Annotated in this window: 23 protein-coding genes, 1 pseudogene and 1 riboswitch; of the genes and pseudogenes, 14 read left to right on the top strand and 10 right to left on the bottom strand. The window is 70.1% G+C overall.

Features of this window, described 5'->3' with window-relative positions; translation table 11 throughout:
- Nucleotides 1–211 precede the first annotated feature (211 nt).
- Complete coding sequence (rlmJ, locus tag PMI01_RS09170; RefSeq protein WP_007667137.1) at nt 212–1,045, top strand: 23S rRNA (adenine(2030)-N(6))-methyltransferase RlmJ; 834 nt, start codon at nt 212–214, stop codon at nt 1,043–1,045.
- A gap of 130 nt (nt 1,046–1,175) precedes the next feature.
- Nucleotides 1,176–1,781, top strand: coding sequence for a hypothetical protein (locus tag PMI01_RS09165; protein ID WP_007667135.1), 606 nt, complete (start codon nt 1,176–1,178; stop codon nt 1,779–1,781).
- Nucleotides 1,782–1,951: 170 nt separating this feature from the next.
- Here PMI01_RS09165 and meaB read toward each other — a convergent pair whose 3' ends face one another.
- Nucleotides 1,952–2,935 (bottom strand): methylmalonyl Co-A mutase-associated GTPase MeaB, encoded by a 984-nt coding sequence (gene meaB, locus PMI01_RS09160; protein WP_007667132.1) that lies wholly within the window; start codon nt 2,933–2,935, stop codon nt 1,952–1,954.
- A gap of 9 nt (nt 2,936–2,944) precedes the next feature.
- Entirely contained in the window at nt 2,945–3,262 is a 318-nt protein-coding gene (locus tag PMI01_RS09155) for a heavy metal-binding domain-containing protein (RefSeq protein WP_007667130.1), read from the bottom strand.
- 190 nt (nt 3,263–3,452) lie between these two features.
- Between PMI01_RS09155 and PMI01_RS09150 the strand changes: the two genes are divergently transcribed.
- Both PMI01_RS09150 and PMI01_RS09145 read left to right on the top strand, forming a co-directional pair.
- Nucleotides 3,453–3,914, top strand: a complete 462-nt coding sequence (locus tag PMI01_RS09150) for a DUF4112 domain-containing protein (protein WP_007667128.1) — start codon at nt 3,453–3,455, stop codon at nt 3,912–3,914.
- Between the two features lie 32 nt (nt 3,915–3,946).
- Nucleotides 3,947–4,402, top strand: coding sequence for a DUF4112 domain-containing protein (locus tag PMI01_RS09145; protein WP_007667126.1), 456 nt, complete (start codon nt 3,947–3,949; stop codon nt 4,400–4,402).
- On the opposite strand, the gene PMI01_RS09140 is transcribed toward PMI01_RS09145, so the two are convergent.
- Nucleotides 4,399–4,938, bottom strand: a complete 540-nt coding sequence (locus tag PMI01_RS09140; protein ID WP_007667119.1) for a TetR/AcrR family transcriptional regulator — start codon at nt 4,936–4,938, stop codon at nt 4,399–4,401. The two genes, PMI01_RS09145 and PMI01_RS09140, sit on opposite strands and share 4 nt — an antisense overlap.
- Nucleotides 4,939–5,061: 123 nt before the next feature.
- Between PMI01_RS09140 and PMI01_RS09135 the strand changes: the two genes are divergently transcribed.
- A complete protein-coding gene (locus PMI01_RS09135) occupies nt 5,062–6,057 on the top strand; it encodes an alpha/beta fold hydrolase (RefSeq protein WP_007667118.1) in 996 nt (331 codons plus the stop codon).
- A 14-nt stretch (nt 6,058–6,071) separates the two neighbouring features.
- Here PMI01_RS09135 and PMI01_RS09130 read toward each other — a convergent pair whose 3' ends face one another.
- The 4 genes from PMI01_RS09130 to PMI01_RS09115 form a co-directional block, all read right to left on the bottom strand.
- Nucleotides 6,072–6,515: a hypothetical protein gene (locus PMI01_RS09130; protein WP_007667117.1), complete on the bottom strand. Its 444-nt coding sequence runs from the start codon at nt 6,513–6,515 to the stop codon at nt 6,072–6,074.
- A gap of 117 nt (nt 6,516–6,632) precedes the next feature.
- Entirely contained in the window at nt 6,633–7,091 is a 459-nt protein-coding gene (locus PMI01_RS09125) for a hypothetical protein (RefSeq protein ID WP_007667116.1), read from the bottom strand.
- A gap of 91 nt (nt 7,092–7,182) precedes the next feature.
- Entirely contained in the window at nt 7,183–9,339 is a 2,157-nt protein-coding gene (gene scpA, locus PMI01_RS09120) for a methylmalonyl-CoA mutase (RefSeq protein ID WP_007667113.1), read from the bottom strand.
- Nucleotides 9,336–10,733, bottom strand: coding sequence for a methylmalonyl-CoA mutase family protein (locus PMI01_RS09115; protein WP_051989938.1), 1,398 nt, complete (start codon nt 10,731–10,733; stop codon nt 9,336–9,338). Before PMI01_RS09115 ends, scpA begins: the two co-directional genes overlap by 4 nt.
- A gap of 220 nt (nt 10,734–10,953) precedes the next feature.
- Here PMI01_RS09115 and PMI01_RS09110 point away from each other — a divergent pair, with 220 nt between their 5' ends.
- The 4 genes from PMI01_RS09110 (at nt 10,954) to PMI01_RS09095 (ending at nt 17,461) form a co-directional block, all read left to right on the top strand.
- Nucleotides 10,954–11,961 carry an NAD(P)H-dependent flavin oxidoreductase gene (locus PMI01_RS09110; protein WP_007667110.1) on the top strand — a complete coding sequence of 336 codons (1,008 nt, stop codon included), beginning with the start codon at nt 10,954–10,956 and terminating at the stop codon, nt 11,959–11,961.
- 92 nt (nt 11,962–12,053) lie between these two features.
- Nucleotides 12,054–12,791 (top strand): DUF2793 domain-containing protein, encoded by a 738-nt coding sequence (locus PMI01_RS09105; protein ID WP_007667109.1) that lies wholly within the window; start codon nt 12,054–12,056, stop codon nt 12,789–12,791.
- 199 nt (nt 12,792–12,990) lie between these two features.
- Nucleotides 12,991–13,143: riboswitch (yybP-ykoY riboswitch) on the top strand.
- Between the two features lie 41 nt (nt 13,144–13,184).
- The gene (locus PMI01_RS09100) at nt 13,185–13,751 is read left to right on the top strand and encodes a TMEM165/GDT1 family protein (RefSeq protein ID WP_007667102.1); all 567 of its coding nucleotides are present in this window, start codon (nt 13,185–13,187) and stop codon (nt 13,749–13,751) included.
- Between the two features lie 113 nt (nt 13,752–13,864).
- On the top strand, nt 13,865–17,461 hold the full coding sequence (locus tag PMI01_RS09095; protein ID WP_007667101.1) for a hydantoinase B/oxoprolinase family protein: 3,597 nt from the start codon (nt 13,865–13,867) through the stop codon (nt 17,459–17,461).
- Here PMI01_RS09095 and PMI01_RS09090 read toward each other — a convergent pair.
- Both PMI01_RS09090 and PMI01_RS09085 read right to left on the bottom strand, forming a co-directional pair.
- The gene (locus PMI01_RS09090; RefSeq protein ID WP_007667100.1) at nt 17,458–18,714 is read right to left on the bottom strand and encodes an RNA polymerase sigma factor; all 1,257 of its coding nucleotides are present in this window, start codon (nt 18,712–18,714) and stop codon (nt 17,458–17,460) included. The two genes, PMI01_RS09095 and PMI01_RS09090, sit on opposite strands and share 4 nt — an antisense overlap.
- Nucleotides 18,711–19,112 carry a YciI family protein gene (locus PMI01_RS09085; RefSeq protein WP_007667099.1) on the bottom strand — a complete coding sequence of 134 codons (402 nt, stop codon included), beginning with the start codon at nt 19,110–19,112 and terminating at the stop codon, nt 18,711–18,713. The genes PMI01_RS09090 and PMI01_RS09085 overlap by 4 nt, the downstream gene beginning before the upstream one ends.
- A 178-nt stretch (nt 19,113–19,290) precedes the next feature.
- Between PMI01_RS09085 and PMI01_RS09080 the strand changes: the two genes are divergently transcribed.
- The 3 genes from PMI01_RS09080 to PMI01_RS09070 are packed head-to-tail and all read left to right on the top strand — an operon-like array spanning nt 19,291 to nt 21,036.
- Nucleotides 19,291–19,893: a DUF2975 domain-containing protein gene (locus PMI01_RS09080; protein ID WP_007667098.1), complete on the top strand. Its 603-nt coding sequence runs from the start codon at nt 19,291–19,293 to the stop codon at nt 19,891–19,893.
- On the top strand, nt 19,893–20,162 hold the full coding sequence (locus tag PMI01_RS09075) for a helix-turn-helix domain-containing protein (RefSeq protein ID WP_007667093.1): 270 nt from the start codon (nt 19,893–19,895) through the stop codon (nt 20,160–20,162). The genes PMI01_RS09080 and PMI01_RS09075 overlap by 1 nt, the downstream gene beginning before the upstream one ends.
- A gap of 22 nt (nt 20,163–20,184) precedes the next feature.
- Nucleotides 20,185–21,036 carry an alpha/beta fold hydrolase gene (locus PMI01_RS09070; RefSeq protein WP_007667091.1) on the top strand — a complete coding sequence of 284 codons (852 nt, stop codon included), beginning with the start codon at nt 20,185–20,187 and terminating at the stop codon, nt 21,034–21,036.
- 30 nt (nt 21,037–21,066) lie between these two features.
- Here PMI01_RS09070 and PMI01_RS09065 read toward each other — a convergent pair whose 3' ends face one another.
- Nucleotides 21,067–22,047: a helix-turn-helix transcriptional regulator gene (locus PMI01_RS09065; protein ID WP_007667089.1), complete on the bottom strand. Its 981-nt coding sequence runs from the start codon at nt 22,045–22,047 to the stop codon at nt 21,067–21,069.
- 83 nt (nt 22,048–22,130) lie between these two features.
- On the opposite strand from PMI01_RS09065, the gene PMI01_RS09060 reads away from it, so the two are divergent.
- Together PMI01_RS09060 and PMI01_RS27045 are read left to right on the top strand one after the other, a co-directional pair.
- Nucleotides 22,131–22,475, top strand: a complete 345-nt coding sequence (locus PMI01_RS09060; RefSeq protein WP_007667087.1) for a hypothetical protein — start codon at nt 22,131–22,133, stop codon at nt 22,473–22,475.
- Between the two features lie 372 nt (nt 22,476–22,847).
- Nucleotides 22,848–22,962, top strand: a pseudogene (locus PMI01_RS27045) (flagellin); the annotation flags it as partial.

The following is a 22,962-nucleotide window of genomic DNA, read 5'->3' as shown; positions in this document are numbered from 1 at the left end:
CGCCGGGTCGATGGGACGCTGAAGCTCTAAAAAGCCCGTCATCCCCCGACTTGTTCGGGGGACCCAAGCCACGTCGGCCGTGTCTGCTTGGGTCCCCCGCATAAAGCGGGGGATGATGACGGTTGTGTACGCTCTCGCCCCTATCGTCCGCCCCCAAACCGCCCGCTGACGTGATAGAGGGAGCGCCGGTTCCGGGAGCGACACGCCAGACATGAACTACCGCCACGCCTTCCACGCCGGCAATTTCGCCGACCTGCAGAAGCACGCGATCCTGATCGCCCTGCTCGCCGCCCTGACCGCCGACGAGACGCCGCTCTCGGTGATCGACACCCATGCCGGGGCCGGGGCCTACGACCTGGGCGGCGACATGGCCCAGCGCTCGGGCGAGGCGGCGGCGGGGATCGGCAAGCTGCTGGCCGCCAAGAACGCGCCGGCGGTGTTCGCGCCCCTGGTCGCGGCGGTGAAGGCGCTGAATGGCGGCGGCGAGGGCTCGCTCTATCCCGGCTCGCCGCTGCTGATCGCCCGATCGCTGCGCAAGACCGACCGTTACGTGGCCTGCGAACTGCGGCCCGACGACTTCGACAGCCTGCGCCGGTCGCTGGCCCCCTACCCCTTCGCCCAGGCGGTCCGGGACGACGGCTACGCCACGGCGGTCGCCAAGGCGGGCAAGGGCGGCCAAGGCGGGGGAAGGACGTTCGTGCTGATCGACCCGCCGTTCGAGCGTAGCGACGACTACGCCCAGATCGTCGCCACCACCAAGGCCGTGCTGGCCAGGGACAGCCAGGCGGTGATCGCCGCCTGGATGCCGCTGAAGGACCTGGAAACCTTCGACGCCTTCATGCGCGCGATGGAAACCGTCACCCGCGACGCGCTGGCCGCCGAGCTTCGACTGCGGCCGCTGGCGGACCCGATGAAGATGAACGGCTGCGCCATGGTCATGGTCGGGGCGCCCCGGTCCGCCGAGGCGGCGATCGCCGAAGTGACGACCTGGCTGGCCGAGAACGTGGGCGACGCCGGCGCCAAGGCGCGGATCTGGCGCGCGTGACCCTCCCCCGTCTGATCGGACCTTAAAGACGGCCGGATGGGCTTGATCCGCGGGTCAATAATTTCGCGCTTGCGAAGCTAAAAACCGTGTTATGCTGCATCGCAACAAAACGGTTGTTGGAGCCCGCGCCATGACCCTGTTCGTGCCTGAAATCCCCAAGATCGACCCCGAGAAGACCCCGAACCTGCTGGCGGGCGCGGCTTCGCCCCTGTGGCTGGTGTTCGGCGGCGCGGCCATGGCCGGCGCGACCTGGTGGTGGTGGACCGCGCGCTGGCGCGAGGCGGTCAATGTCGAGGCCCTGATGGCCCCGACCCTGGCGCCCAAGCCGGAACCGGCCCCGCCCCCCGTGATCGAGCCGGTGGCCGAAGCTCCGGTCCTGGCCCTCGCGCCGGTGGAAGACGTCGAACCGGCGCCGGTCGCGGCCGTCGCCGAGGTCGCCGAAACGGTCGAGGCCCTCGCCGCCGAGACCCTTGAAACCGCCAAGACCGCGGCCGAACCAGTGGTCGAGGCCATCGTCGAAACCGTCGAGGCGGCCGCCGACGACCTGACCCTGCTGACCGGCATCGGCCCCAAGCTGTCGGCCTCGCTGGCCGAACTGGGCGTCACCCGTTTCGCGCAGATCGCCGCCTGGGGACCCGAGGAACTCGCGGATTTCGACGCCAAGCTCAATCTCAGGGGCCGCGCCGATCGGGATGGGTGGGTGGCGCAAGCCAAGCGGTTGACGGCGGAAGCTTAGCCTCCAACCGCCCACCCTCATTTAGCGCCGTCATCCCAGGCCCCTCTGTCCGCCGCAGGTGCGAGAGGGTGGCGCGCCAGCGCGCCAAGGCGCTTCACCGTCAGCTGAACCAGGGGTTCCGGGCACAAGGCCCGGAATGACGGTTGAAAGGGTTGTGCGCTGGAGAAGCGCTACTCCAGCCCGAACGCCGCCAGCAGCCGGTCGGCCGCCGCCGAGGCCGGCAGCTCCCCCGCCCGCACCGCCCGCTCGACCTCCGCCGCGATCCCCGCCACGGCCGGCGCGGCCCTGAACGCCTCGGCCAGGCGGTCCTGGACCATGGCCCACATCCAGCGGCTGTCCTGGTCGGCCCGCCGCCGGGCGCGGTCGCCGTTGGCGGTCATGATCTGGCGGTGACGCTGGATCTGCTCCCATAGCCCGTCGAGGCCCGCGCCGGTCAGGCCGGAGGCGGTCAGCACCGGCGGCGTCCAGTCGGGCGAGGCCGGCGTCAGGATGTGCAGGGCGTTGCGGTAGTCGCGGGCCGAGCGCTCGGCCTTGGCCGGATCGGCGTCGGCCTTGTTGATCACCAGCAGGTCGGCCAGCTCGATCAGGCCCTTCTTGATGCCCTGCAGCTCGTCGCCGCCGCCGGGGATCAGCAGGGCCAGGAAGATGTCGACCATCTCCGACACCACGGTCTCGGACTGCCCCACCCCCACGGTCTCGACCAGGATCACGTCGAAGCCGGCGGCCTCGCACAACAGCATGGCCTCGCGGGTCTTGCGGGCCACGCCGCCCAGCACGCCGCCGGACGGCGAGGGGCGGATATAGGCGCCTGGATCGACGCTGAGCCGCTCCATCCGGGTCTTGTCGCCGAGGATCGAGCCGCCGTGCCGGCCGGACGACGGATCGACCGCCAGCACCGCCACCCTGTGGCCGGCGGCGGTCAGCATCGTGCCGAACGCCTCGATGGTGGTCGACTTGCCGGCTCCCGGCACGCCGGTGATCCCGATCCGCTGGGCTCCGCCGGTGCGCGGCATCAGCCGTTCGAGCAGGGCGCGCGCGGCCCACTGGTGGTCGTGGCGGCGGCTCTCGACCAGGGTGATGGCCCGGGCCAGGGCGGCGCGGTCGCCGGCCACCAGGCGGGTTTCGAGGTCGGCGATGTTCGGCTGAGCGCTCACCCGCCCCGCTTAGAGGACGACGGCCGTCCCGGAAACCGAAACCATCATCATCGAACCGTTGGGGCCGACGGTGTTGTAGTCGAGGTCGACGGCCAGGATGGCGTTGGCGCCCAGCTTCTCGGCCTCTTTCACCAGGTTCTTCATGGCGTCCTCGCGGGCCCGGGCCAACACTCGCTCGTAGGACTTCGAATGGCCGCCGATGAAGTCGCGGATCGCCGCCATCAGGTCCAGCACCACGTTCGCGCCGAGGATCGACTGGGCGTAGATCGCGCCCTTGTAGTCCTGGACCGGCCGTCCTTCGATGAAGGGGGTGGTCGAGATCAGCATCGATGGATCCTCGTCAGCCAGATCGGCGCGCCGCCAGCTTAAGCATAAACGGGCCGTTTGCCGAGGGGCTCCCTCCAAGCGCGAGCGCCGGGCGCGCGCGGTTCGCGTTGGGCGGGAAACTGTACCGTAGCCCTTCCTGCGCGCTCATGGTTAAGGCAGATTGGCGACTTCTCGCCGCTGGGGGCTGCCGGTGATCTTCGCCAAATCGCATCTGGATCTTCACAACATCCGCAACAACGTGGAGCGGGTGAAGAAGCTGTCCGACAACGTGGTCGGCATCGGGCCGCTGGGCATCGGCCTGGACGGCCTGCTGACCTGGATTCCCGGGGCCGGAGAGCTCTACAGCCTGGGCGCTGGCGGGCTGATCATCATCGACGCCGTGCGGGCCCGCGCCGCGCCGATGATCGTCATCCAGATCACCGCCATCATCCTGATCGACACCGTGGCCGGGGCCGTGCCGGGCATCGGCAACGTCGCCGACATGCTGTTCACCGGCCACAAATGGTCGGCCGACATGCTGACCAAGCACATGGACGACACGATCTATTTCGAAGGCACGCGCAAGGACGTGCAGGGCTCGGCCGAATATCGCGACCTGCTCGGCCGCATCCAGGCCGGCAAGGAAAAGCGCCGGGTCGTGTTCCTGGGCTGACAACCAACACCTTGCCGGAGCGTTGACCCCAGATGACCGACCGCACCGCAGAGCCTTATGTCGTCGATGAAGGGCCCGCCAGCCACCGGCGCAAGGCCCACCACGCCTGGCGCCAGGCCGAGACCGTCAAGCGCCTGTCGGACCGGCTGATCGGCATCGGACCGTTCGGCATCGGGCTGGACGGCGTGCTGGCCTGGGTGCCGGGCGTGGGCCTGGCCTATGGCCTGGGGGCCGGCGGGCTGCTGCTCTACCACGCCGTCAAGGCCAGGGCCTCGGCCGTGACCCTGGCGCGGATGGCCGCCTACCTGGCCGCCGACAACCTGTCGGACACCGTGCCGATGCTCGGCTGGGCCGTCGACACCCTGTTCCCCGGCCACCTGATGGCCGCCAAGGCCCTGCAGAAGGACATCGAGGCCAAGCACGGCCTGCCCGACGAGATCGACGCCAAGACCCGCAAGGAGAAGCGGGTCCGCAAGGGGCGCCGCTAGCCGGCCGCCTGGGCGCCGATCAGCGCCTTTACCGCCCGCTGCATGGGCCCGATGTCGCCCGTCGTCGCCAGCCACAGGGTCGCTCCCTCCAACCGCGCCAGGGTGTCCTCGGCCACCAGTTGGGCCTCCTCGGCGTCCAGCCCGGGCGCCAGGATGGCGGCGATGCGGTCGCGCTGGCCCGTGAAGAACGCCCGGACGGCCGCCATGGCCTCCGGCGTCTCGTCCGACACCCCATAGGCCAGGTGCAGGCCCACGCAGCGCTTCCTCTGGATGAACGAGTTGGCGATCCGCTCGACCAGTTCGGCATAGTCGGCGCGCCAGTCGCCACCCGGGCGAGGGAGGCCGGCGAAGGTCTCCTGCTGGGTCACCGCCAGCACCTCCGGCACCAGCGCCTCCTTGCTGGGAAACCGCGTGTAGAGGCTGGCCTTCTTCAGGCCGACGCGCTCGGCCAGGTCCTGCATCGAGGCGCCGTCATAGCCATGTTCCCGAAACAGCTCGCGGGCTTCGAGCACGATGTCGCCCAGGGTGGCTTTCATGGGGTCGCTTTCAGATAGACACTTTACATCCGACCGATCGGTAGTATTTATCTTTCCGACCGGTCGGTCGTATTTGAGCACGACCGCCGGCTTCGTCAACCTTTTCGGACCAGGAGCCCGATCATGTCCGTCGCCGAAACCTCCCCCCGCCGCGTCAGCCGCCGTCTCGCCCTGCTGGCGCCGGCCGCCGGCCTGGCCGCCATCGCCCTGGCCGATCCCGCCGCCGCGGGTGGCGGCAAGACGGCGGAAGCCGCCAAGGTCCACTATCGCCGGCAGGTCGTCGGCGAGGTCGACGTCTTCTATCGCGAGGCCGGCCCGAAGGATGCGCCGGTCATCCTGCTGCTGCACGGCTTCCCGACCTCCGGCCATATGTTCCGTGACCTGATCCCGCACCTGGCCGGCCGCTACCGCGTGATCGCCCCCGACCTGCCGGGCTTCGGCCAGACCAAGGCCCCGCCGCGCGGCCAGTTCGACTACACGTTCGACAACCTGGCCAAGGTGGTCGACGGTTTCACCCAGGCCCTGGGCCTGTCGCGCTATGCGATCTACGTCTTCGACTACGGCGCCCCGACCGGCTTCCGCCTGGCCGCCGCCCATCCCGAGCGCGTCACGGCGATCATCACCCAGAACGGCAACGCCTATGAGGAGGGGCTGAGCTCGGTCTGGGCGCCGCTGCGGACCTATTGGGCCGATCCGTCGCCGGCTCACCGCGCGGCCGTCCGGGCCTTGCTGACCCCCGAGATGACCCGTCGGCATTATCTGGACGGCGCCGACCCCGACCTGGTGTCACCCGACAGCTACGAGCTGGACATCGCCTACCTGGCGCGGCCCGGCCAAGACGAAATCCAGCTGGACCTGTTCTACGACTACCGCACCAACGTCGCCTCCTATCCGACCTGGCAGGCCTATTTCCGCCAGCACAAGCCGCCGATCCTGGCGGCCTGGGGCGACAAGGACATCTTCTTCCTGCCGCCGGGGGCCAAGGCCTTCAAACGCGACCAGCCCGAGGCCGAGGTGCGCTTCCTCGACACCGGCCATTTCGCGCTGGAGACCCACAGCGCCGAGATCGGGGCGTTGATCGTCGACTTCCTGGAGCGGACGGCGTCCAAGGCGCGTTAAGTGCCGAACGGAGGTCAGGCCCGGCGAGGACGCGGCCAGGCCTGACCTCCATAGGCGATCCGCCAGACGCCCAGGCCCGTGATCAGGCCGAGCAAGGCGCTGAGCGGGAAGACCACCAGGGTGTCGGTCGCGTGCCAGCCCAGCAGCCTGAACGCTACCGTGAAACCCGTGATCGCGCCGATCAGGCCGGCCAGCGCGCGATGGTGCCGCCCGAACTGGTGCAGGCAGGCCCAGACGCAGCAGGCGCTCAATACATAGGGCCAGCCCAGCACCGCCCCGAACGGCAGGGCGGCGATCGCGCCGGAAGCCGCCGTTGCGGCGCGCATGGCATAGGAGGAGGCCTCGTCGGTCCAGATCATCACCTGCGACAGGCCCAGGGCCGGAAAGCCGAAGGCGAAGACCACGGCCAGGACGATGCGGTTGACGCTGGTCTTTTCGCGGGCGGGCGGCGGGAGCATGGCGGGCCTCGATGGGATGTGCGTGACGTCCTCATCAGGCGCGCGGCGCATCCGGTCGGTATGGCGGCGGCCGTGGATATTCCATCGAGCGACCGTGCAGGCGCGCGCGACCAGGATTCAGGTCGCGGGCTGGTCGCCCACGACCGGCTGGGCCAGGCGATCCTGCCGCCCATACGCGACCCACCAGACGCCCAGGCCCGTCAGGGTTCCGATGACGAGGTAGGGCGCGACGCCGACGATCGCGACGCTCAGTGACCGGTCTCCGGCCAGGTTGGCGCCGACCGCGGCCCCGTCGGCCAGGCCGACAAGTCCCGCGGCCCAGAGCGTATGCCAACGCAACTTGTGAAGTCCCCACCAGGCGAGCAGGGCGGGAAGGACGAAGGGCGATCCGATGACGGGCCCGATCGTCAGGGACATCATCAGCATGCCCACCGAACCACCCACCCCTTCGGGATCGATGACGCCATTGCTGGTCATGAGCAGCAGTTGGCCAACCACGATGGCCGGTACGGCATAGGCCAAAACCACCGCCTTGATCACGCGCGGCGGCGAGGTGCGTCTTGTGGGGCGCGACATCGAAAGGCTCAGGTTGGCTTCAACCTTCAGTAGCCGCGCGCACCCTTGCCCGCAAGATCGACAATAGCGACGGCAATGTGATCGACCTCGGTTACGCCGCCTCGCCCTGCGTGTAGCCCAGCTGCTTGTTCAGCTTGTCCAGCAGCTCGATCACCGCCTCGGCGATCACCGTGCCGGGCGGGAAGATCGCCGCGGCGCCGGCCTCGCGCAGGGCGTCGAAGTCCTGGGGCGGGATCACGCCGCCGACCACCATCATGATGTCGGCCCGGCCCTGCCTGGCCAGTTCGGCCTTCAGTTCAGGCGCGAGGGTCAGGTGGCCCGCCGCCAGGGACGAGGCCCCGACGATGTGGACGTCGTTCTCGACCGCCTGCTTGGCGGCCTCGGCCGGGGTCTGGAACAGCGGGCCGATGTCGACGTCGAAGCCCAGGTCGGCGAAGGCGGTGGCGATCACCTTCTGGCCGCGGTCGTGGCCGTCCTGGCCCATCTTGGCGACCAGGATGCGCGGGCGGCGGCCGTCGGCCTGTTCGAAGGCCTCGACCATGGCCTTGGCCCGGGCGGCGGCGGGGTCGCTGCCGGCTTCCTTCATATAGACCCCCTGGATCGACTGGATGGTGGCGCGGTGACGGCCGAAGACGTTCTCCATCGCCAGGCTGATCTCGCCGACCGTGGCGTGGGCCCGCGCGGCGTCGACGGCCAGGGCTAGCAGGTTTTCGGTCCCCCTCGCCCCGTCCTCCAGGGCCTTCAGCGCGGCGGCGGTCCTGGCCGGATCGCGCTCGGCCTTCAGCCGGGCCAGCTTTTCCAGCTGCTGGGTGCGGACCGAGCTGTTGTCGACCTTCAGCATCGGGATGACGTCGGCCACCTCGGGCTTGTAGCGGTTGACGCCCACCACGCTCTGGCGATTGGCGTCGATGCGGGCCTGGGTCTTGGCGGCGGCCTCCTCGATCCGCAGCTTGGGGATGCCCTGCTCGATGGCCTTGGCCATGCCGCCCGCCGCCTCGACCTCCTCGATATGGGCCATGGCCCGGACCGCCAGGTCGTGGGTCAGGCGCTCGACATAGTAGGAGCCGCCCCACGGGTCGGCGACGCGGGTCGTGCCGCTCTCCATCTGCAGGAACAGCTGGGTGTTGCGGGCGATGCGGGCCGAGAAATCGGTCGGCAGGGCCAGGGCCTCGTCCAGGGCGTTGGTGTGCAGGCTCTGGGTCTGGCCGTTGACCGCCGCCATGGCCTCGACGCAGGTGCGCGAGACGTTGTTGAACACGTCCTGCGCCGCCAGCGACCAGCCCGAGGTCTGGCTGTGGGTGCGTAGGCTGAGCGAGCGCTCGTCCTTGGGCGCGAACTCGCGCTTCATCATCCGGGCCCACAGCAGGCGGGCCGCGCGCATCTTCGCGACCTCCATGAAGTAGTTCATGCCGATCGCCCAGAAGAACGACAGGCGCGGGGCGAAGGTGTCGATGCTCATGCCCGCCGCCACGCCGGCCCGGGCGTATTCGACGCCGTCGGCCAGGGTGTAGGCCAGCTCCAGGTCGGCCGAGGCCCCGGCCTCCTGCATGTGGTAGCCGCTGATCGAGATCGAGTTGAACTTCGGCATCTTCTCCGAGGTGAAGGCGAAGATGTCGGAGATGATCCGCATCGAGGGCCCGGGCGGATAGATGTAGGTGTTCCGCACCATGAATTCTTTGAGGATGTCGTTCTGGATCGTGCCCGACAGCTTGTCGGGGCTGACCCCCTGCTCCTCGGCGGCGACGATGTAGAGCGCCAGGATCGGCAGCACCGCGCCGTTCATGGTCATCGACACGCTCATCTTGTCCAGCGGGATGCCGGAAAACAGGGTGCGCATGTCGAGGATCGAGTCGATGGCCACGCCGGCCATGCCGACGTCGCCCTTCACCCGCTCGTGGTCGCTGTCATAGCCCCGGTGGGTGGCCAGGTCGAAGGCCACCGACAGGCCCATCTGGCCGGCGGCCAGGTTGCGCCGGTAGAAGGCGTTGCTGTCCTCGGCCGTCGAGAAGCCGGCGTACTGCCGCACCGTCCACGGGTTGGTGACGTACATGGTCGGATAGGGACCGCGCAGATAGGGCGCGACGCCGGGATAGCCGCCGGTGAAGTCCAGGGCTTCGACGTCGGCCTGGGTGAACGCGGCGGCGACGTCGACGCCCTCCGGCGTGACCCACACAGGGCCGTCGGCCGGTGCGCCGTCGGTCTTGCCGGCCTCGAACTCGACGTCCGCGAAATTGGGGAACTGGCTCATGCTTGCGCTCCCTCGAAGGCGGCGGCGAAACGGATCGGCGTCAGGGGCGGGCAGCGCGAGTCCGGCCCCGGCAGGCGGACGCTGGGCCCGTCGACGGCGAAGTCGGCGATCACCGGCGTGGCGACCTCGGCCGGCTTGTCCTCGCCGTTGGGGAAGGCGGTGACGCCGAGGATCTTGCGACTCCTGTCGGCGAACTGGGCTTCCTGGCCGGCGCGGGTCTCGCCGACGATGTCGGCGATCAGGCCGCTCTCCAGCGCCTTGACGATGCCGCCGTCCGCCTCGATGGCCTGGAAGCCGCCCCAGGCGGCGCGGGCCAGCAGGTCGGTCAGGTTGTCGAGATACCAGGCCCCACCGGCCGGGTCGGCGACGCGGCCCAGGTGGCTTTCCTCCATCAGGACCAGCTGGGTGTTGCGGGCCTGGCGACGGCCGAAGGCGGTGGGCAGGCCGATGGCGTCGGTGAAGGCGCCCAGCACCACCGCGTCGGCCCCGCCGACCGCGCCGGCGAAGCCCGCGGAGGTCAGGCGCAGCAGGTTGGTCCAGGCGTCGGCCCGGGTCAGCATGCGTTGGGACGAACGAGCCTCGATCACCGCCGGGACCGAAACCCCGCAGGCGTCGGTGATCCGCGCCCACAGGGCCCGGGCGGCGCGAACCTTGGCCACGCCGGTGAAATATTCCGCGTCCAGGCTGACACCCAGGACGATGCGCGAGAAGGCCTCTTCCATCGACAGGCCGGCGCGGACCAGGGCCTTGGCGTAGGCCACGGCGCTGGCGGCCATCGTCGCCAGCTCCTCGGTGTTGGAACCGCCGGCCTCGTGGGCGGCGCGGCCGGTGGCCAGGAACAGGCTGGCCTTGGCGTAGGTCTCCGCCAGCCGCGCCCCGACCGTGGCGGCCGAGACCAGGTGGCTCTCGATCGGGCCGGGGCTGGTTCCGGCCTGGGCGAAGGCGGTCAGCGGATCCAGGTGGAAGGCCAGCGGCGCGTTGGGCGCGGACTTGGCCAGGGTGGCCAGCCAGTCGGCGGCCTTGGGCCCCAGGAAGCCGGCGTCGAGGGCGACGGGGGCGAGGTCGAGCATCACGCCGTTCAGCGCCTGGGCCAAGTCCTGCAGCGAACCGACCGCCACGCCGTTGAGGCCGGACGGGTCGAGGGCCAGCAGCACCGAGGCCGCGCCGCCCTCCAGGTCCTTCATGATCTCGGCGGCCGCCTGGCGCGGGTCGGGGTGGGCGGCGCGCATGCGCAGGTCCCACGGCCGGTCGGCGTCGCGGGCCCGCAGGTCGCGGACCACCGCCGCGCCGTCCTCGATCGTGTAGAGCGGCTGGATGGCGATGCCGTCGGGGGTCTGGGTGATCAAGGCGTCGTCGAACGTCTGGCCCTTGAGGGTCTTTTCGACCAAGGCCATCCACTTCGACCGATCCGGGGCGCCAAAATCCTCGGCTAGCGGGGTGGTCGGGTGATTCACGACGTCTCTCTCCTGCACCGCAGCATTTTCTTGTTTTGGCCAGCAGATGCTCCCGTGCCCTAGGGTAGGTCAAGCGCTTGCGCATGTCGCGAACGAGCGTTTAAACTAACGCTGTTTACATGAGCGACCCGCAGCGGCCGCCGAAGAGGAGACGACTTCCATGGCCTTGCCGCCGATTCTGCGTGACCGCCTGCGCCTGCCCGTCATCGCGTCTCCGCTGTTCATCATCAGCAATCCGGACCTGGTGATCGCCCAGTGCAAGGCGGGGATCGTCGGTTCGTTCCCGGCGCTGAACGCCCGGCCGATCTCGCAGCTGGACGAGTGGCTGGCGCGGATCACCGAGGAGCTGGCGGCCTATGACCGGGCCAATCCCGACGCCCCTTCGGCCCCGTTCGCGGTCAACCAGATCGTCCACAAGACCAACAACCGCCTCGAGGAGGACGTCGCCCTCTGCGTCAAATACAAGGTCCCGGTGGTGATCACCTCGCTGGGCGCGCGCGAGGACCTCAACGCGGCGATCCACTCCTACGGCGGCGTCACCCTGCACGACGTGATCAACGACCGCCACGCCCACAAGGCCATCGAGAAGGGCGCTGACGGCCTGATCCCGGTCGCGGCCGGGGCCGGCGGCCATGCCGGCACCCTGTCGCCGTTCGCCCTGGTCCAGGAGATCCGCCAGTGGTTCGACGGGCCGGTGGCGCTGTCGGGCTCGATCGCCTCGGGCCGCTCGATCCTGGCCGCCCAGGCCATGGGCGCGGACCTAGCCTATATCGGCTCGGCCTTCATCGCCACCCAGGAGGCCAACGCCGTCCAGGGCTACAAGGACATGATCGTCGAGAGCCAGGCCGACGACATCCTCTATTCCAACCTGTTCACCGGCGTGCACGGCAACTACCTGCGCCCCTCGGTGGTCAAGGCGGGGCTGGACCCGGCCAACCTGCCGGTCAGCGACCCCTCGGCCATGAACTTCGGCTCGGGCGGCAACCAGGACGCCAAGGCCTGGCGCGACATCTGGGGCTGCGGCCAGGGCATCGGCGCGATCGGCGCGGTGCTGTCGGCCGGCGAACTGGTCGCCAAGTTCGCGGAGGAATACGAGGACGCCAAGGCGGAGCTGGCGGCCAAGACCGCCCTGACCTCGGGAAACCGCCTGGCTTTCGCCGCCCAGTAGACGAGGACGCGCGGGGGGACGGATGCGGGTCCGTCCTCCCTGACTCCCGGCGGGCCGACACTGGAGGTCTCTAGACCTTCAGGAGCAAGCCCATGTCCGACGACGCCACGCCCCGCCTGTCGCTGCCCTATGTGGCGGCCGGCCAGGCCCAGAAGCACATCACCGTCAACGAGGCCTTCGCCCGGCTGGACGGCCTGGTCCAGCTGGCCGCCGAGAGCCGCGCGGTCGCGACCCAACCCGCCGCGCCGGGCGACGGCGCGGTCTGGGTCCTGCCGATCTCGGCGACGGGCCCGGTCTGGGGCGGCAAAGCCGCCGGCCTGATCGCCCGCCACGAGGCCGGCGCCTGGGAGTTCCTGACGCCGAACGCCGGCTACATCGCCTGGATCAAGGACGAGGGGCAGGCCCTGGTCTTCGACGGCGCGACCTGGACGCCGGTCGCCTCGACCTTCAAGGCGGTCAGCGCCGCCCGGTCGCCGTTCGGCGCCGCCACCCGCTTCGAGATCCTCGAGCAGGAGGTGACCCTGTCGGGCGCCTCGGTCGCCACCACGGTCGTCATCCCCAACCGCGCCATCGTCCACGGCGTCTCGACCCGGACCAGCGTCGCCGCGACGGGCGCGACCTCCTACAGCTGCGGGGTGGCTGGGGACCTTGGCAAGTTTGGTTCGTCCCTGGGCGTCGCCAAGAACGCCAGCAATGTCGGAGTGATCGGCCCGACGGCGTTCTACGCCGACACCCCGGTGGTGCTCACGGCGGCCGGCGGCAGCTTCACCGGCGGCAAGGTGCGGGTGGCCATCCACCTGATGCGGTTCGACGGGCCGGGCGCGGTTTGACCCTCTCCCAGAGGGAGAGGGGGGGGCCATGCGGAGCATGGGAGGGTGAGGGGTTTCGACGTCCGACGGCGCGCCGGCAGGGAATCGGCCGACAGGGCGTAACCCCTCATCCTCCCACGCCTGCGGCGCGGGCCCCTCCTTCTCCCCTCCGGGAGAAGGTGCATCGAGGTTGACCTCGCCCCCTCGTCCCGCTACTCACCCGCCCACCTTTGGGGAGTAGCCGCCCGCACCGATCAGCGGGGCCCGTCGTCAACACACTTGGTCTTCGGACCATGGCGCGGGTGGAGGAAGCACCAGCTTCCGCGGCGAGACCAATGGCGTCGGTTTCCGTTCCGGGCTGGGCGGGGTCTCCGACGCTATTGGCGTGCGCTCGGCCCGGACGGTATCTGATCCATGGAATCCCTGCTCGTTTCGGCCCTCGTGGTGGCCATCGCCGAGATCGGCGACAAGACCCAGCTGCTGGCCATCATCCTGGCCACCCGCTTCAAGAAGCCCGTGCCGATCATCCTCGGCATCCTGGTCGCCACCCTGGCCAACCACGCCCTGGCCGCCCTGGCCGGCTCGCTGGTCTCCGACCTGTTCGACGGCGCATGGTTCCGCTGGGCGATCGCCGTCTCGTTCATCGCCATGGCCGCCTGGGCCCTGATCCCCGACAAGGCCGACGACGACATGCCCGGCGGCAAGGGGCGCTACGGGGTGTTCCTGACCACCACCATCGCCTTCTTCCTGGTCGAGATGGGCGACAAGACCCAGATCGCCACGGTCGCCCTGGGCGCACGCTTCCACAACGTGCTGCTGGTGGCGGCCGGCACCACCCTGGGCATGATGGCGGCCAACGTGCCGGCGGTCTATTTCGGCGAGGCGGTCACCAAGGTCGTGCCGCTGAAATATGTCCGCCTCGGCGCGGCGCTGATCTTCCTGGGCCTGGGGATCTGGGCGGCGATCGAGGCGATGGGCTGAGTTTCCGTGACGGGGGCAGGCGCATGCGCCTGTCCCCGACCGCGCAGGTCGCCACGGCCCTTGATGCCGCCGGCCCCCAGCGCCAAAAGGGTTCCGACGAAGGGGAACCTTGCATGACCGAGCGCGGCTGGGAGTTCTGGATCGACCGCGGCGGCACCTTCACCGACATCGTGGCGCGTCGCCCGGACGGGACCCTGGCCACCCACAAGCTGCTGTCGGAGAACCCCGAGCAGTACGAGGACGCCGCCGTGGCCGGGGTGCGCGCCCTGCTGGGCGACGAGACCGCCGTCGACGCCGTGAAGATGGGCACCACCGTCGCCACCAACGCCCTGCTCGAGCGCCAGGGCGAGCCGACGGTGCTGGCCATCACCCAGGGCCACGCCGACGCCCTGCGCATCGGTTACCAGGCGCGACCCCGCCTGTTCGACCGCAAGATCGTCAAGCCCGAGGCGCTCTACACCCGCGTGGTCGAGATCGACGAGCGGATCAGCGTCGAGGGCGACGTGCTGCGTCCCTTGGACGAGACCGCCGCCCGCGCGGACCTGCAAGCGGCCTTCGACGCCGGTTTCCGGGCGGTGGCCATCGTGCTGCTGCACGGCTTCCGGTTCACCGACCACGAGGCGCGGGTCGCCGCCCTGGCCCGTGCGGTCGGCTTCACCCAAATCTCCGTGAGCCACGAGGTCAGCCCGCTGATGAAGCTGGTCGGCCGTGGCGACACCACGGTGGTCGACGCCTACCTCTCGCCGATCCTGCGCCGCTATGTCGACAAGGTGGCCGACGCCTTGGGACGCGAGACCCGGCTCCTCTTCATGCAATCCAACGGCGGCCTGACCGACGCCCACGCCTTCCGGGGCAAGGACGCCATCCTGTCGGGTCCGGCCGGCGGCGTGGTGGGCATGGCCAGGACCGCCGCCCAGGCCGGGTTCGACCGGGTCATCGGCTTCGACATGGGCGGCACCTCGACCGACGTCTGCCACTTCGCCGGCGAGTACGAGCGGGCCTATGAGACCGTGGTGGCCGGGGTGCGGATGCGCGCGCCGATGATGAACATCCACACCGTGGCGGCCGGCGGCGGCTCGATCTGTTCGTTCGACGGCGCCCGGTTCCGGGTCGGACCGGCCTCGGCGGGGGCCAATCCCGGCCCGGCCTGTTACCGGCGCGGCGGGCCGCTGACGGTCACCGACTGCAACGTCATGCTCGGCAAGCTGTCGCCGGACTTCTTCCCGGCGGTGTTCGGGCCCCACGCCGACCAGCCACTGGACGGCGACGTGGTGGTCGAACGCTTCGAGGCCCTGGCCGCCGAGATTCTGGCGACGACCGGCAAGGCCATGACCCCGGCGCAGATCGCCGAGGGTTTCGTCACCATCGCCGTCGAGAACATGGCCAAGGCCGTGCGGCAGATCTCGATCCAGCGCGGCTACGACGTCACCCGCTACGTGCTGGCCTGTTTCGGCGGCGCGGGCGGCCAGCACGCCTGCCTGGTGGCCGACGCCCTGGGCATGGGCAAGGTGATGATCCACCCGTTCGCCGGCGTTCTTTCAGCCTACGGCATGGGCCTGGCCGATCTGCGGACCCTGCACGAGGCGACCGTCGAGCGGCCGCTGACCGAGGCGGCCGCCGACCTGGCGGCCCGCGCCGCCGACCTGGCGGACGAAGCCGAGGCGGCCCTGCGCGGCCAGAACGTGCCGCTGGTCCGGGTCGAGACGGTCGCCAGCCTGCTGGTCAAATATGCCGGGACCGACACCCCGCTGCGCGTGCCGCTGGGCGACGCGGCGACCGTGCGCGCGGCGTTCGAAACCTTGCACCAGCGGCGCTTCGGCTTCGTGTCGCCCAGCACCGCCCTGATGGTCGAGGCCCTGGCGGTCGAAGCCATCGGCCATGCCGACGCGGGCGCGGAACCGGATCTTGAGTCCGGCGCGTCTTCGAAAAACGCCGCACCGCTCGCGACCTTGACCGTCCGCATGGCCGGCGCCGAGCACGCCACGCCCGTGTACGACCGCCCCGCCCTGCCGATCGGCGCGACGGTCACCGGCCCGGCCATCATCCGCGAGGCCACCGGCACGACGGTGATCGAGCCCGGCTGGCGGGCCACGGTCGACGCCCACCTCAACCTGATCCTCGACCGCGTCGCCGCCCTGCCCAAGCGCCAGGCGGCCGGCACGGCGGCCGACCCGGTGATGCTGGAGGTGTTCAACAACCTGTTCATGGCCGTGGCCGAGGAGATGGGTTTCGCCCTGCAGAACACCGCCTATTCGGTCAACATCAAGGAGCGGCTGGACTTCTCCTGCGCCCTGTTCGACCGCGACGGCAACCTGATCGCCAACGCCCCGCACATGCCGGTGCACCTGGGCTCGATGGGCGACAGCGTGCGGGCGATCCGCGAGGCCCGCGACGCCGACGGCCGGGGCATGCGGCCCGGCGACGTCTACATGCTCAACGCCCCCTATAACGGCGGCACCCACCTGCCCGACGTCACGGTGGTCACGCCGGTGTTCGACGCGGCCGGCGCCCTGACCTTCTACGTCGCCGCGCGCGGTCACCAGGGCGACATCGGCGGGATCACGCCGGGTTCGATGCCGCCCAATAGCCGCACCGTCGAGGAAGAAGGGGTGCTGATTGAGAACTTCCTGCTGGTCGAGGGCGGGCGGTTCCGGGAGGCGGAGGTCCGGGCCCTGCTGGCCTCCGGCCGCTGGCCGGCCCGCAATCCCGACCAGAACATCGGCGACCTCAAGGCCCAGATCGCCGCCTGCGCGCGCGGGGCCGAGAGCCTGACCGGCCTGGTCGCCGAGTTCGGCCAGGAGGTGGTCGAGGCCTATATGGCCCACGTGCAGGACAACGCCGAGGAGGCCGTGCGCCGGGTGCTGGCCACGCTGTCGGACGACGCCTTCGCCTACGAACTGGACGACGGCTCGATGGTGAAGGTGGCGATCACCGTCGACCGCGCGGCCCGCACGGCGCGAGTCGACTTCGCCGGCACCAGCGACCAGGTCCCGACCAACTTCAACGCCCCGGCCTCGATCTGCCGGGCGGCGGCGCTCTACGTGTTCCGCACCCTGGTCGACGACGAGATCCCGATGAACGACGGCTGCCTGCGGCCGGTCGAGCTGGTCATTCCCGAAGGCTCGATGCTGAAGCCGCGCTACCCGGCCGCCGTGGTGGCCGGCAATGTCGAGACCAGCCAGGTGGTGGTCGACGCCCTCTATGGCGCCCTGGGGGTGATGGCCGCCGCCCAGGGGACGATGAACAACTTCACCTTCGGCGACGACCGGCGGCAATATTACGAGACCATCTGCGGCGGGGCCGGAGCCGGGCCGGACTTCGACGGGGCCGACGCGGTCCAGACCCATATGACCAACAGCCGCCTGACCGATCCCGAGGTGCTGGAGGCCCGCTATCCGGTGCTGGTCGAGGCGTTTTCGATCCGGCGCGGATCGGGCGGACAAGGCGCCCGCCACGGCGGCGACGGGGTGGTGCGCAGGATCGGTTTCCGCGAGCCGATGACGGCGACCCTGCTGTCCAACCGCCGGCGGGTCGCGCCGTTCGGACTGGCCGGCGGAGGAGCCGGTCAGCTGGGCGCGGCGCGGGTCGAGCGGGCCGACGGTTCAGTTCAGGCGCTGGGCGCCACGGACGCGGTCGAGGTGGCGGCGGGCGACGCGATCGTCATCGAGACGCCGGGCGGCGGCGGGTATGGGCCCAGGCCGCCGACCTAGTCCCTCCCCGACAGCCGCGCCGCCCGGCCGGCCAGGTAGCGCTGCTCGGGCAGGCTGGCCGTGCGGGCCGCCGCCGCGCGATAGGCCGCGACCGCCGCCGCGTCGTCGCCGGCCATTTCCAGCAGGTGGGCGCGGACGGCCTCCAGCCGATGATTGCCGGCCAGCCGCTTGTCGGTCTCCAGTTCGGCCAGACGTTCGAGCCCCAGGCGCGGTCCGCGCGCCATGGCCAGGGCCACGGCGTGGTTCAGCCAGACCATCGGATTGTCCGACATCCGTTCCAGCAGGCCGTAGAGCGCCAGGATCTGCGGCCAGTCGGTGTCCTCGGCCCGCGCGGCCTCGTCGTGGACGGCGGCGATGGCGGCCTGCAGCTGGTAGGGCCCGACCGCGCCCCGGGCCAGGCTGGCCGAGACCAGGGCCACGCCCTCGGCGATGGCCGGGCCATCCCACAGGCCGCGGTCCTGCTCGGCCAGGGGGATCAGGTCGCCGTCGGCGCTGGTCCGCGCCGCCCGCCGGGCGTCGGTCAGCAGCATCAGGGCCAGCAGGCCGGCCACCTCGCCGTCGGTCGGCAGCAGGGCCCGCACCGCCCGCGTCAGCCGGATCGCCTCGCTCGCCAGGTCGGCGCGCTGCAGGTCGGGGCCGGCGCTGCTGGCGTAGCCCTCGTTGAAGATCAGGTAGAGCACGTGCAGCACCGAGGCCAGGCGCCCGGCCCGCTCCTGGGCGTCCGGCGCCTCGAACGGCACGCCCGAGGCGCGGATGCTCTGCTTGGCCCGGCTGATCCGCTGGGCCATCGTCGCCTCGGGCACCAGGAAGGCGCTGGCGATCTCGGCCGTCGTCAGGCCGCCGACCGCGCGCAGGGTCAGGGCGATGGCCGAGGACGAGGTCAGGGCCGGGTGGCAGCACATGAACAGCAGGTTCAGCGTGTCGTCGCCGCCGGCCAGCGCGTCCAGGTCGTCGGCCGACGGCGACACGATCTGAACCTCGTCCGCGACCGCGACGGCCTCGCGTCGTCGCCGGGCGATCTCGCGGCGGATCTGGTCGGCCATCCGACGCGAGGCGACCTGCACCAGCCAGCCGCCCGGATTGGCCGGCACGCCGGTTTCGGGCCACTGGCGGGCGGCGGCCAACAGGGCCTCCTGAACGGCGTCCTCGCCGGCGGCGAAGTCCCGATAGCGGCGGACCACGGCCGACAGAACCCGCGGCGCCAGGTCGCGCAGCAGGCTCGTCGCCTGGGAATCCAGGGCCGCCGTGGTCACATTTCCTCACCGCTGGGCGACATCACGTGTCGCACCTCGACCGGGAGGTTCAACGGTTTGCCGCCGGGACCCGGGCCTTCCGACCAGCGCGAGGCGATATAGTAGGCCCGCTCGATCGTATCGACGTCGACGATCACGTAGCCGGCCAGGAACTCCTTGGTCTCCGGGAAGGGACCGTCCGTGACCTCCGGCGCCTCGCCCTGACGGGCGCGCACGAACCGCGCGTCGTCCGGGCCGGCCAGGCCGTGGGTCACGACCATCTCGCCCGAGGCGATGAACTCCTCGCGGAACTTGCGCAGGTGCTCCATGTGCACCTGGATGTCGTGGGCGGGCCAGTTGTTGATCATCTCGGTCCTCCATTCGGCCAGGGCGAACTGCATCATCAAAATGTACTTCATGGTCGGTTCCCTTCGGCTGGAACGCCGTCCTCCCGGCGCTTTCGAGGACAAGTCGGAGCCGAAGCGCCATTCTCGACACGGCCACGCGAAATTATCGAGCCCCAAGCGACATGTGGCAAAATATTATCGTTTGACAGAAATTAATTTCGGAATGAGCTTGGCGCCACAGGAGGACGCCATGACCACGGTCGTGAAACTCAGACCCACTGTCGACGCCGCGACCGCCGCGCGGGAGACCGCCGCCCAGCGCCGGGTGCGCCTGGGCAGCCGCGGCCTGGCGGTGCTGTTCAGCGCCCTGCTAGGCGTGTCGGCGGCGATCCTGGTCACCGCCCTGGCCGCCATGCTGTTCTACAAGGGCGAGTTCGTCAGGATCGGGCCCGACAACTGCTACATCGGCGAGGGTCCGCCCAACTCGGTGGCTTTTGGCTCGCTCCCCCTGCCCCACCGCCTGGTCTACTGCCTGGTCGGGATCGTACGGGCCACGCCGATCATCATGCTGTTCTGGAGCCTGCGGACGCTGTTTGGCCTCTATGCCAAGGGGCAGGTGTTCTCGCGCAGCGCGGCCGAAAGCTTCAGCCGGATCGGCGGCTGGCTGTGCGCCTACGCCCTGTCGCCCTTCGTCTGCCACCTGGCGCTCAGCGCCACCGGCTACGAGATCGACAGGAACTGGGCCCACATGGCCAGCGTACAGGCCTTCGTTCTGGGCCTGCTGGTGCTGGTGATCGGCCAGGTGATGCGGGTCGGGCGCGAGATCGAGGAAGACCGCGAGGCGTTCGTCTGATGCCGATCATCCTCCGCCTCGACGTGATGATGGCCCGGCGCAAGGTGCGCTCCAATGTGCTGGCCCGCGCCATCGGCATCACCGAAGCCAACCTCTCCCTGCTCAAGTCGGGCAAGGTGAAGGGCATGAAGTTCGACACGCTGGAGGCCCTCTGCGCCTTCCTGCACTGCCAGCCGGGCGACATCCTCGAATACGCGCCCGAGCAGCCGAACCAGCTTCCCGACGACCAAATTCACGGCCTCGGGCAGGACACGCTCAAGCGCGCCTGACGGCGCTTCACAGGAGACATCGATGAAATCGCCTTCAACGCCCGCTTGGGCGATCGCCCTCGGCTGCCTGCTGCTCGGCGCGCCGCTGGCGGTCCAGGCTACGCCCAGCTTCGCGCCCGTGGAGGGCGGCGGCAAGGTCGCCTACGAGACCTGCGGGACGGGACCCAAGGCCATCGTGCTGCTGCACGACGGCATTCTCGACGGCTCGGCCTTCGATGACGCCTGGCCGCTGCTGTGCCAACGCTTCCACGTAGTGCGCTACGACCGACGGGGCTATGGCGCCTCGCCCGCCGCGACCGCGCCCTACGACACCGCCGCCGACCTCGGCGCGGTGATGAAGGCGGCCGGCGTCACGCACGCGACCCTGGTCGGCTCGTCGTCGGGCGGCGGCGTCGCGGTGGATTTCGCCCTGGCCCACCCCGAGGCGGTCGACGGACTGGTGCTGGTCGGCGCGGCGGTGAACGGCTTCCGGCCCACCCAGCACTTCATCGACCGCACGATCGGCGTCATGCGGTTGGCCGCCCAGGGCAAGATCGCCGAGGCCGCCAGAGACCCCTACATCCTGACGCCCGGGGCCGACGCGGCCCGCGCCAAGGTGGTGGCCGACCTGACCGCCCATCCCGGCAATCTTGGAGCCGCCCAGATGATGGCGGACAGCGGGCCGGCCATGCCGCGCCTGGGCGAGATCAAGGCCCCGACCCTGGTCGTCACCGGCGAGGTCGACATCGCCGACGTCCACGCCCACGCCGGGGCCCTGGAGGCGCTTATTCCCGGCGCGACGCGCGTCGTGATGACCGGCGGCGGCCACTTCATCTATCTGGAACAGCCCCAGGCCTTCGCCGAGATGGTGGGCGGGTTCGTGGACAAGGAGTAGCGGCCGGGCGGCTCGCTCTAGATCGCAGGCTCACCCCGCGTGGGCCTTCAGCGCCGTCCTCAACTCCTCGACCATCATCTCGCGCAACACCGGCGGCGAGATGATCTCCACCGCGTCGGCCCAGGTGAACAGGTGCCAGGACAGTTCCAGCATGCCGCTGGCCCGGAAGGCGACCAGCACCGAGCCGTCCGCCTCCTGGGTCACCGTCTGGTTGGAGTGGAAGCGCCAGCGCAGGGCGTCGGCGGCGCGCTCGGGACGGACGCGCAGCGCCACGTCGTGCATCTCGCCGTGATAGATGCCGAAGCTCTCGTCGGCGAAGGCCTGCAGCGAGAAGTCGGCGGGCGGCGAGGCCGGCTTGTCGAGCACGGCGATGTCGTGGATGCGGTCCAGCCGCCAGGAGCGCGGGCGCGGATTGGCGCCCTCCAGGGCCACCAGATAGTTGCTGCGGCCGAACAGGATGCCCAGGGGCGTGACCTCGCGCACCCGACCCGGCGTGCCGCCGCCCTGATAGCGGAACGACACCGCCTGCAGGCTCTTGATCGCCGTGCGGATGGCGGTCAGCACCTGCTCGTCCTCGAACGGGCGGGGGCCGGCGTGGACGGCGATGGTCTCGGCCTGGACCAGGGCCTCGACGTCGGGGGCCACCCGCCGGCGGGCCGCGCCGCGCAGGGCCGACAGCAGCTTGCGCTCCAGGGCGTACAGCGCCGACGACCGCGCCCCGGCCCCGGCGGCGGCGTAGGAATCGGCCGCCGTGCGCAGCGCCGCCAGTTCCTCCGCGGTCGGGGTCTGGAACAGGCTGTCCAGGCCGGACGGGATGCGGAAGCGCTTGGTCGGCGGGTCGTCCATCGCCTCCATCTGCGGGAAGGCGGCCCAGACCGCGTCGCGCATGCGTTCGGCCGTGCGCCGGCCCACGTCCATGGCGCGGGCCATCTCGTCCAGGGTCATGCCTTCGGACGATCCGGCCAGCATCCGGGCCAGGTCCAGCAATCGGGTCGCCTTGTCGTGCCGCATACGCTCTCCATACGTCCGGATTTGACGTATCGCACCTGGATAAGGGAGTCATCGAAAAACGCCCCACGCCCGGAGCCTCGAACATGACCCGTCTCGCCTCCCAGGATTGGCATACCGCCCCGGTCAGCGCCGCGATGATCTCGGCCGTGCTGGACTTCGCCGACATCCACCGCGACCTGGGCGGCGGGCGCACCCTGCTGCGGCTGAGCCCCGAACGCGTCGTGCGGGCCGACATCATCCTGTTGCTGGGCCGCGACGCCGGACGGGCCGCCGACATCGGCCTGGTGTGGAACGACCGCGAGGACCAGATCGTCCGGGTGATCGACGATGCGGCCCTGCGCGCCTCCCGGCAGGCGGCCTGGGAAGACGCCTTCGACCTGTTCGACGGCGAGGACCGCGAGGCGGCGCCGCAGCGGTTGTGCGCCTGAAGCGGCGCGGCGCCCTCGAACAACGCCTGGCGACGGGCGGGTCCTCGGACTCGCTCGTTTTCATGCGCGAGAGTCGGGCGACCCACACGATCTAGTCTCTTCCCCCCTTCCGCGCCACCAGGGATGGTTTTCGCGTCGGACATCTTGAGTCTAGAGATTCATAGCCGGATCTTGATCGAGAGTTCGACCGCGCCATCGCCAGGAATAGATTCAGCCGACAAAGTCTTAATGCCTAACGGGCTGTTAGCCACATCCTGAAAATAGCCGTGACACTTTCACACTATCGCAAGGACGTTCTCGCACAGTGCTCCCGAGCAAAATGCTCCCGGCCGTCAAAATGACGTCGGACACCTTGAATGGGAACCTGCCGAAATGGCTCTGAATAGCATCAACACCAATTCGGGCGCGATGATCGCCCTGCAGAACCTGAACGCCACGAACGCGGAACTGGGCGTCACGCAGCAGCGCATCAACACCGGCAAGAAGG

The sequence above is a fragment of the Caulobacter sp. AP07 genome, assembly GCF_000281955.1.
Lineage (GTDB): Bacteria > Pseudomonadota > Alphaproteobacteria > Caulobacterales > Caulobacteraceae > Caulobacter.
The sequence above is the reverse complement of the archived record's forward strand: the minus strand, read 5'-3'. Positions and strand labels throughout refer to the sequence as shown.